Consider the following 7102-nt stretch of genomic DNA (forward strand, 5'->3'; position numbering starts at 1 on the left):
CTTCGATAGGAAGTCACAGAAGAGCTTAGCTGCCCTGCTGGATGTAGGTGAACTTGCCGTCCGGACCCTTCTTCCATTCGTACATGACGTAGCCGGGAAGCTTCGGGTCGCCCTTCTCGTCGAAGGAGATGTCGCCAAGCGCGGTCGGGAAGGTGCCGGACTTCAGGGCCTCGGCAACCTTTTCCGGCTCCACGGAACCGGCAGCCTTCGCCGCACCGGCAATCGCCTGCATCGCGGCGTAGGAGTAGAGCGTGTAGGCTTCCGGGTTGAAGCCGGCGGCCTTGAACTTCTCTACCAGCTCCTTGTTTTCCGGGCGCAGCGTCGGATCGGGGCCGAAGGTGTTGAGCGTGCCTTCAACGGCGTCGCCGGCGATGGAAGCAAGTTCGTTCGAGACGATACCGTCTCCCGAAACGAGCTTCGCCTTCAGGCCCTGGTCAGCCGCCTGGCGGATGATGAGACCGGCTTCGGTGTGCAGGCCGCCCCAGTAGATGATGGAAACGCCGGCTTCCTTCATCTTGGAGATCAGCGCGGAGAAGTCCTTGTCGCCGACGTTCACGCCTTCATACATGACCTCAGTCACGCCGGCGGCATTGGCAGCCTTCTTGGTTTCATCGGCAAGGCCCTGACCATAAGGTGTCTTGTCGTGAATGATGGCGACCTTGGCGTCCTTGAAATGATCGGCCAGGTACTTGCCGGCGATGCCGCCCTGCTGGTCGTCACGGCCGCAGGTGCGGAAAGTGTTCCACAGGCCGCGTTCGGTGAAAACAGGGTTGGTTGCGGCAGGCGTGATTTCGAGAATGCCGTTTTCGGCGTAAACTTCAGAGGCCGGAATGGAAACGCCGGAGTTGAAGTGACCGACAACGAATTTCACGCCGTCAGCAACGAATTTGTTGGCAACCGAAATACCCTGCTTGGGGTCGGATACGTCGTCGCCCAGCACGATCTTGATCTGCTCGCCATTGATGCCGCCGGCGGCATTGATGTCTTTCGCAGCCTGTTCGGCACCCTTCTGGATCTGAGCGCCAAAAGCAGCATTCGGGCCGGTCAGCGGTGCGCCGACAGCGATCACGACATCGGCCCAGGCCGAACCGCCAAACGCGACCATGGCGGTCAGCGCAACAGCGGAAAGAAGAGACTTCTTCATTACTTTACTCCCAGTTCCTTTGGATGGGTTGATTGCAAGGACCTGTTCAGTACCCACCTTCACTGAACAGAAAACCGTTCCACTCTGACGAGCATTGTGCAGCCGGAAAAATCCGCCTGTCAATCTTTCTTCTTGTAGGAAAATGCCGACGTCCGGTCGTAGAGCCAATAGTAATTATTGACCATCTGGCTCGTCCTGCGCATGCGGAAACCGATGCTGGAAAAGACCAGAAGAAGAACGACGTCAAACACGTAATAGAAGCCGTTGATGAACGGCCCGTTGAAGAGCGCGTAATGCAGAAACCGCATGACGAGCCCCAGTGCGAGCGTATAGATCACCACCCGCGTATAACCGCCCCAGCCATCGGCCACCGATCTGCCCGTGCGCCACGCCGTCCAGAAACCCAAGAGAACAACCAGTGCGCGCAGAACATAACGCACGCCGTTATCGGTTTCGAAAAAAAGGCCCTGCATCTCTTTCCCCATCAGTGCCGGGCGGAAACGCCCTGGCCCTGCCTTGTCTGTCGTCCCGTCGTTTCCCGCCGGGCATTTTATTGTTTACGCCCCGCCAGGGATCCTTAAGGTTTGGCCGAAAGGACGGCAGGCCGCCGTTTGCAGTCTTGCGCCGCAAGATTTCCGGCGCAAGTAAAATCTTTCAGTGCCGTCCGCCTTCGAGATAGGCGGCGCGCACCTGCGGATCGGCGAGCAGTTCCCTGCCCGAACCACTCATCGTCACCTTGCCGTTGACCATCACATAAGCGCGGTCGGAAAGCTTCAGCGCGGCAAAGGCGTTCTGCTCCACGAGGAAGACGGTCAGCCCCTCTTCCTGGTTGAGTTTCTTGATCGCCTCGAAAATGCCCTTGACGATCAGCGGTGCAAGACCGAGTGACGGTTCATCAAGCAGCAGCAGCTTCGGACGCGCCATCAGCGCGCGGCCGATGGAGAGCATCTGCTGCTCGCCGCCGGAAAGCGTGCCGCCGCGCTGGCTCTGGCGCTCTTTCAGACGCGGGAACATCGTGAAGATCTTCTCGACGTCCTCTTTGAAATGCTTGAGATTATCGAGATTGGCGCCCATCTGCAGGTTTTCCAGCACTGTCATGCGCGGGAAAATCCGGCGGCCTTCGGGAGACTGGGCGATGCGCTTGCGGGCGATGAGATGCGTCGGCAGATGGGTAATGTCCTCACCGTCGAAGATCACCTGACCGGCGCGCGCCTGCGGGCTGCCGCAGATGGTCATCATCAGCGTCGACTTGCCGGCGCCATTGGCGCCGATCAGGCTGACGATCTCACCCTTGTTGACCTCGACATCGACACCGGCCAGAGCCCGGATATTGCCATAATAGGTTTCGACACCCTGGACTTTGAGAAGCGATTCACCGGGCATCAGGCCGCTCCTCCGTCGAGTTCTTCCGCAATCACGTCTTCCACTTCATCATCCTCGACACCCAGATAGGCGGCGATGACCTTCGGGTCGTTCTTCACATGGTCCGGCGAACCGTCGGAAATCTTCTGGCCATATTCCAGAACCACGACATGGTCGGAAATCTGCATGACCACGGACATGTCGTGCTCGATCAGAAGCAGCGACGTGCCTTCATCGCGGATGCCGCGCAGCAGCGCATTGAGCGCCAGCGATTCCTTCGGATTGAGACCGGCGGCCGGCTCATCGAGGCACAGAAGCTCCGGCCCCGTGCACATGGCGCGGGCGATTTCCAGACGGCGCTGCGCGCCATAGGGCAGATCGCCGGCCGGATCGTCGGCGCGGTCGGTCAGATCGGCCTTGTCCAGCCAGTATTTGGCCTTTTCGATCGAATCATCCACCGCCCGCCGGTAAGCGGGCAGGCCGAGAAGGCCGAGAATGGTGTAACCCGAGGCCTTCATCAGCGCATTGTGCTGCGCCACCAGCAGGTTTTCCAGAACCGTCAGACCCGAAAACAGGCGGATGTTCTGGAAGGTGCGCGCCACCTTGGCCTTCTTGGTGATCTCGAAATCCGGCAGGCGCTCGAGAAGATGCGCCTCGCCACTCTGCTGGCGCATGGTGATCATGCCCATCGTCGGCTTGTAGAAGCCGGTGATGCAGTTGAAGACCGTGGTCTTGCCCGCACCGTTGGGGCCGATCAGCGCCGTGATCTCGCCGCGCTTCGCCTCGAAGGAGAAGTCGTTGATGGCCATCAGGCCGCCAAACCGCATCGAGAGATGTTCGACCTTGAGGATCGTGTCGCCAGTTAGATTGGGTGTCATGTTTGTCGTTCCGGAAGCCATCAACCGTGACCTTCCTTGGTAAAGCTGCCGGAGACGGCCTTGCGTTCTTTAAGGAAGGCCGTGGGTTCACGCGAGCCGACGAAACCGCGCGGCTTGAACAGCATGACGATGACCATGGCGAGACCGAAGAGCAGCATGCGGTAAAGTTCCGGTGTGAAGTCAGGCCCGAAGACATGCTTCAGGAACTCCATCTCACGCAGAAGCTCGGTGCCGCCGACCATGACGAGCGCCGCAATGGCGATACCTGTCAGCGAGCCCATGCCGCCAAGTACGACGATGGCGAGGATGACGGCCGATTCCAGGAACACGAAGCTTTCCGGCGAAACGAAACCCTGCCGCGCGGCGAAGAACGAACCGGCGAAACCGCCGAACATCGCGCCCGTGGCAAAGGCGGTGAGCTTGGTGATGACGGTGTCGATGCCGAGCGAACGGCAGGCGATTTCGTCCTCGCGCAGCGCTTCCCATGCACGGCCGATCGGCATGCGGCGCAGCTTGATGGTGACGTAAGCCGTCAGCATGCACAGAAGCAGGATCACGTAGAACAGGAAGATCTTGTAATAGGCCGACGACATCGACAGGCCGAAGGCCTTGGCGAAATTGTTCGGCGCAGCGACATCGAAGGACCAGATGCCGAAGACCGAAGCCTTGGCGATGCCGGAAATGCCGAAGGTGCCCTTGGTGACGGCCGTCCAGTTCAAAAGCACGAGGCGGATGATCTCACCGAAGGCCAGCGTGACGATCGCCAGATAGTCGCCGCGAAGGCGCAGAACCGGGAAACCGAGAATGATGCCCCAGAAGCCGGCGAGAATGCCCGCGACCGGCAGGAGCACCCAGAAGGACAGGCCGAAATGGCTTGACAGCAGCGCATAGGAATAGGCACCGACCGCGTAAAAGGCCACATAACCGAGATCGAGCAGGCCGGCGAGGCCGACGACGATGTTCAGGCCCCAGGCCAGCATCACATAGATCAGGATCTGGATGCCGAAATTGTCGACGAATTTCAGCGAGCCCTGAAAGCCGAACAATTGCACGGCGATAACAGGATAAAGCAGCAGCAGGACGAGCGCCAGCTTCAGGAAGTGCTTGTGGAAAAATCCTTTTTCCTCGGAGATTTCCAGAATGCCACTTTTCGCCTTGGCAAGCCGGCGGCGGTCCAGCGACGGCTTGATGAAGCCGACCACGAGAAAGCGGCCGACAGCGGCAATGCCGACGAAGATCGCCAGAAGCCCCCAGCGGGTGCCCCAGATCAGCTGGTTGTTGATATCCTGATAGGTGACGATGCCGACATAAAGAATGAACATGCCGAACGAGATGAGGCCCGCAATCAGGCCCTCCTTCACGGCCGTCGCCATCAGGCTCGGGCTGGAAGCGGCGTTTTCGGAAGCGATATTGGTCATGGGATCACACCTTCTCGACTTCCGGACGACCGAGAATACCGGTCGGCTTGAAGATCAGCACGAAAGCCAGAATGCCGAATGCCGCGACATCCTTGTAGGCGATGGAGAAATAGGCCGACCACAGCGATTCGATGAGACCGATCAGCAGGCCGCCGAGAACGGCGCCCGGAAGCGAGCCGATGCCGCCGAGAACGGCCGCGGTAAACGCCTTGACGCCGGGAATGAAGCCGTCGCTGAAAGAGGCAACGCCATAATACATCAGATACATGGTGCCCGCGACCGCAGCCAGCGCCGCACCCATGATGAAGGTGATGGAGATGGTCTTGTCGACATCAACGCCGAGCAGTGCGGCCATCTTGCGGTCCTGTTCGGTGGCGCGCTGCGCCCGGCCGAGCGGGGTCTTGTTGACGATATACCAGAAGGCGAAGAGCAGCACCGAGGTGACGACCATGATGATCAGCTGCTTCAGCGAGACGGTAATGGCGCCGAAATGATAGCTTTCCGTCACCATGGACGGGATCGGCTTGTTGCGCGGACCCTGGGTGACCTGGATGAAGTTGGACAGCGCGATCGACATGCCGATGGCAGTGATCAGCGGTGCAAGACGGAACGAACCTCTGAGCGGGCGGTAGGCGACGCGCTCGATCACCCAGTTCCACAGGCCGGTCATCAGCATGGCGACGACCATCATCAGAAGCAGAAGAAGCGCCACCGGAATGCCGGCGACAAAAGATGTCACGATCAGGAAAACGATCAGCGCGGCGAAGCCGCCAAGCATGAAAATATCGCCATGGGCGAAGTTGATCATGCCGATGATGCCGTAAACCATCGTATAGCCGATAGCGATGAGGCCGTAGATCGATCCAAGAGTCAGCCCGTTGATGAGCTGCTGGATAAAATACTCCATGTCTTTCCCCCGGGCACGACCTCGAATGGGTCACGCCTCGTTATGTTAATTATAGGGGAAGCCTTTCAGGCAGACCCCCACCCTCAAAATGCATATCGTGTTCGTTAAAAATGTGAAGTCAAAAACGGGCGATCCTGCACAAAATTTGGAATTTCCACATGGACTGCCGCTTTCCCGGTCAAAAGAGCCATGATTTTGGCAGGAAGTGCTGAAAAAATGACGGTTGGATGCTTATTTTAGCATTGTCCAATGCCATTATTTGACGGGCAGCGGGCAAAGGAGTAGCGAATATCGGAACGGCGATATCCCGCAGACGGGATACAATTGGCAAAGAGATGATCGACATATTGACGAAAGCGGCGCTGGACGCCGGGCAGGCCATCATGGCGGTCCATCGCGCCGGCCCACATGTGTCATACAAGGACGACTGTTCGCCCGTGACCGAGGCCGACCAGCGTGCCGAGGTGATCATCCTTGCGGCGCTGGCCCTCCATTTTCCTGACATCCCCGTGGTGGCCGAAGAGGCTGTCTCAAACGGCATCCTGCCGGAAACCGGTGCGGAATTCTTTCTCGTCGATCCGCTTGACGGCACCAAGGAATTCATTGCCGGCAAGGACGATTTCACCGTCAATATCGCGCTCATCCGCAATGGCATTCCGGTGGCCGGCGTCGTTTACGCCCCCTGCCGTGGACAGGCGTGGACGGGTGAAGAAAACGCCGCCGAAAAGCTCGCAATATCAGGCGAAGGCGCAATCCTTTCGCGCCACCCCATCCGGGCGCGTCAGCGCGGCGCTTCGCCCGTGGCGCTGATCAGCCGCTCGCATTGCACGGCGAAGACGGAAGCCTTCGTGGCCGAACACGGGCTGAAAGACTGCATTTCCGTCGGCTCCTCGCTGAAATTCTGCATGCTGGCGGAAGGCGCTGCCGATATCTACCCCCGCTTCAGCCGTACCATGATGTGGGACACGGCCGCCGGCGACGCCGTGCTGCGCGCCGCAGGCGGCAGGACGCTCGATTGCGAGGGCAGGCCCCTTGTCTATGCGGTGAGGAGCGATGGCGAGGATGCGCTGGCCAATCCGGACTTCATTGCCGAGGGGGCGATGGCGGTGGAACACGCGGGGTAACAGGCGCTCGGCGTTTCCTCGGCTCTTGCAAAGCGCGGATCGATCTCCGCTTCGGCGTATGAGGCTTCACCCCCCTCTGCCCTGCCGGGCATCTCCCCTTCAAGGGGGGAGATCAGCCGGAGGCACTACCACCACTTCATTCGCAAATGCTGAGATGGGCGAAGCCTGCCCGCGAGTCTATCTCCCCTGTTGAGGGGGAGATGCCCGGCAGGGCAGAGGGGGTAAGCCGCGCCCACCAAGGCCCAACAAAAAATAATCCATCCCCACTC

7 protein-coding genes are annotated in these 7102 nt (G+C 59.5%); 1 reads left to right on the forward strand and 6 read right to left on the reverse strand.

Translation table 11 applies throughout. From position 1 onward, the window contains the following. Nucleotides 1–25: 25 nt before the first annotated feature. The 6 genes from ASB65_RS20970 to ASB65_RS20995 all read right to left on the reverse strand — a co-directional run bounded on the left by ASB65_RS20970 (nucleotide 26) and on the right by ASB65_RS20995 (nucleotide 5709). On the reverse strand, nucleotides 26–1144 hold the full coding sequence (locus ASB65_RS20970) for a branched-chain amino acid ABC transporter substrate-binding protein (protein WP_004430064.1): 1119 nt from the start codon (nucleotides 1142–1144) through the stop codon (nucleotides 26–28). 119 nt (nucleotides 1145–1263) lie between these two features. Next, entirely contained in the window at nucleotides 1264–1617 is a 354-nt protein-coding gene (locus tag ASB65_RS20975; protein ID WP_004430061.1) for a DUF6867 family protein, read from the reverse strand. A gap of 181 nt (nucleotides 1618–1798) precedes the next feature. Next, nucleotides 1799–2527 (reverse strand): ABC transporter ATP-binding protein, encoded by a 729-nt coding sequence (locus tag ASB65_RS20980; protein ID WP_004430059.1) that lies wholly within the window; start codon nucleotides 2525–2527, stop codon nucleotides 1799–1801. Further along, nucleotides 2527–3405 (reverse strand): ABC transporter ATP-binding protein, encoded by an 879-nt coding sequence (locus ASB65_RS20985; protein ID WP_060725251.1) that lies wholly within the window; start codon nucleotides 3403–3405, stop codon nucleotides 2527–2529. The genes ASB65_RS20980 and ASB65_RS20985 overlap by 1 nt, the downstream gene beginning before the upstream one ends. Then, nucleotides 3405–4802 (reverse strand): high-affinity branched-chain amino acid ABC transporter permease LivM, encoded by a 1398-nt coding sequence (livM, locus tag ASB65_RS20990; RefSeq protein WP_004430051.1) that lies wholly within the window; start codon nucleotides 4800–4802, stop codon nucleotides 3405–3407. The genes ASB65_RS20985 and livM overlap by 1 nt, the downstream gene beginning before the upstream one ends. A 4-nt stretch (nucleotides 4803–4806) precedes the next feature. After that, a complete protein-coding gene (locus ASB65_RS20995; protein ID WP_004430050.1) occupies nucleotides 4807–5709 on the reverse strand; it encodes a branched-chain amino acid ABC transporter permease in 903 nt (300 codons plus the stop codon). Nucleotides 5710–6044: 335 nt separating this feature from the next. On the opposite strand from ASB65_RS20995, the gene cysQ reads away from it, so the two are divergent. After that, nucleotides 6045–6833: a 3'(2'),5'-bisphosphate nucleotidase CysQ gene (cysQ, locus tag ASB65_RS21000; RefSeq protein WP_060725252.1), complete on the forward strand. Its 789-nt coding sequence runs from the start codon at nucleotides 6045–6047 to the stop codon at nucleotides 6831–6833. Nucleotides 6834–7102: the final 269 nt, after the last annotated feature.

It is taken from the genome of Agrobacterium tumefaciens str. B6, from assembly GCF_001541315.1.
GTDB classification, from domain to species: Bacteria; Pseudomonadota; Alphaproteobacteria; order Rhizobiales; family Rhizobiaceae; genus Agrobacterium; species Agrobacterium radiobacter.

Excerpts from the sequence above, each read along its gene's own strand:
- ASB65_RS20980 (WP_004430059.1), bottom strand. The coding sequence starts at position 2,527 with ATGCCCGGTGAATCGCTTCTCAAAGTCCAGGGTGTCGAAACCTATTAT.
- livM (WP_004430051.1), bottom strand. The coding sequence starts at position 4,802 with ATGACCAATATCGCTTCCGAAAACGCCGCTTCCAGCCCGAGCCTGATG.
- cysQ (WP_060725252.1), top strand. The coding sequence starts at position 6,045 with ATGATCGACATATTGACGAAAGCGGCGCTGGACGCCGGGCAGGCCATC.
- ASB65_RS20970 (WP_004430064.1), bottom strand. The coding sequence starts at position 1,144 with ATGAAGAAGTCTCTTCTTTCCGCTGTTGCGCTGACCGCCATGGTCGCG.
- ASB65_RS20995 (WP_004430050.1), bottom strand. The coding sequence starts at position 5,709 with ATGGAGTATTTTATCCAGCAGCTCATCAACGGGCTGACTCTTGGATCG.
- ASB65_RS20985 (WP_060725251.1), bottom strand. The coding sequence starts at position 3,405 with ATGGCTTCCGGAACGACAAACATGACACCCAATCTAACTGGCGACACG.
- ASB65_RS20975 (WP_004430061.1), bottom strand. The coding sequence starts at position 1,617 with ATGCAGGGCCTTTTTTTCGAAACCGATAACGGCGTGCGTTATGTTCTG.